Annotated in this window: 2 protein-coding genes; both read right to left on the reverse strand. The window is 71.8% G+C overall.

Going from position 1 to position 1,750, the window contains the following annotated elements:
* Positions 1-792: ABC transporter transmembrane domain-containing protein (locus G6027_RS16725; RefSeq protein WP_241727222.1), on the reverse strand; the 792-nt coding region annotated here is incomplete at its 3' end.
* Positions 793-911: 119 nt separating this feature from the next.
* Positions 912-1,658, reverse strand: coding sequence for a lytic murein transglycosylase (locus G6027_RS16730; RefSeq protein ID WP_182638125.1), 747 nt, complete (start codon positions 1,656-1,658; stop codon positions 912-914).
* Positions 1,659-1,750 lie beyond the last annotated feature (92 nt).

Below are 1,750 nucleotides of genomic sequence, written 5' to 3' on the forward strand. Positions count from 1 at the left end.
GGCCATGCCCAGCGACCCGATGCCCTGCACCCGCCCCGTGCGCTCCGCGGTGACGATGCCCGCGTCGGCGGCGGAGCGGGAGGCGTCGCGGTACTGCTCGGCCGCCCAGCGCTCCCCGCCCCCGGCCTTGAGTACGCGTAGGCCAGTCATGATGTCGGTCGCGCGGCTGCTCGCCATGCCGATGGCGGTCTGCTGCGCGGTGCTGTGCCGGGAGATGACCCGGCTGGGCAGCGCCACCAATACCAGGCTCAGCGGCACGCCGATCAGGACGATCAGCCCCACCAGCAGATCGGTCCACAGCAGGTAGACCGAGATCCCCACGATGCCGATGAGCGCGGACCCGCCCAGGGCGATCTGCCGGAAGACCAGGGCGGCCACGTCGGCATCCGCCGAGCAGACCGACAACACGTCGCCCGAGCTCGCGTCGTCCATGGCTCGACGTCTGGTGAGCGGCACCCGGGTGGCCTCCACCCGCAGGTCGTGGGCCTCGTCCTGCAGGGCCCGGTTGCTCAGCCTGGCGCCGAAGCGATAGCTCAGGCTCAGCACGGTGAACAGAGCGATGAGCCCGAGGACCGACCACAGCATCGCCCAGCGGTCCAGCGGGATGATCGCCCGGTCGACGATCACGCCGATCGCGATGGGGACCAGCGCCTCGGAGACCTGCCACATCGTCATGAGCACGAGCCCGGGGCCCACGAGGCGCTTGCGACGGCCGATCGCCCGGAGCAGGAGCCCGTTCGCGGTCGACGGGATGCCGGTGTCCTGACGGCGCGTCGATGTGGGTGCTGACATGCGTGTGGGGCTCCCGCCGATGGTGAAGGGCGTCTGTGGGTCTCGCCGACTGACGACACTAGTTCCACCCGGGACGGCGGCCTACGCGTCCTCCGGCGAGCGTTCCACGCGTCCGCTCCCTACGGCGCCGTGGTCCCCACCGAGTACGCCGCCGCCGCGTCGCGCACGTCCATGAGGTATTCCCGGGAGGCGTTGTAGGCCAGCACGGCCCGCTGCCAGTTCTCGGCAACCGAGAGGTCTCCCCCGTTGGTGCAGAGCAACCGGGCGGCGGCCACGGCAGCGTCGTCGATCTGGTTGGGGTCGGCCCGCCCGTCACCGTCGGCGTCGACGCCGTACTTGCGCCACGACTCGGGGATGAACTGCATGGGCCCCACGGCCCGGTCGAACACCGGGTCTCCGTCCAGCTCCCCGCCGTCGGTGTCCGGGATCCGCGCGAATCCGGGCGAGCCGTCGAGCTGGATACCGATGATCGGCGGCAGCGCGTACCCGTCGTCGTTCAGGGTGGCACCCCGGTACCGGCCGTGCCGCGTCTCCACATGCCCGATCCCGGCGAGCGTCGTCCACGCCAGGTTGCACTCGGGCCGGGTCTGCCGCATGGTCTCGGCGGCGTTGCCGTAGGCGGCCAGGGCAGCCACGGGGATGTTCATCTGCTCGTTGATCCCCTGCGCCCACGGCCGCAGCTGATCGGAGGTCCGGCCGGGGGCGTTGATGTCCACCGCGGGAACGGGCGCCCCGGCGGCGGGCGGAATGCCGGGCGGGATCGGGGGCGGCGCCTCGCGGGTGGGCCCGTAGGAACAGGCCGATGCCACCACGGCCGCGGAGAGGGACAGGGCCACAGCGCAGCCGCGGCGGGGGCGAATAGTCATCGAGTGCCATTCTGCCGAAAACCCCGCAGGTCCCGCCTCGGGGGATTCCCTGATCTCAGTCGCGCCTGCCCTGATCTCAACCGCGCTGCCCG

Origin of the sequence: Dietzia sp. SLG310A2-38A2 (assembly GCF_014145095.1) — a bacterium.
GTDB lineage: Bacteria > Actinomycetota > Actinomycetes > Mycobacteriales > Mycobacteriaceae > Dietzia.

Excerpts from the sequence above, each read along its gene's own strand:
- G6027_RS16730 (WP_182638125.1), bottom strand. The coding sequence starts at position 1,658 with ATGACTATTCGCCCCCGCCGCGGCTGCGCTGTGGCCCTGTCCCTCTCC.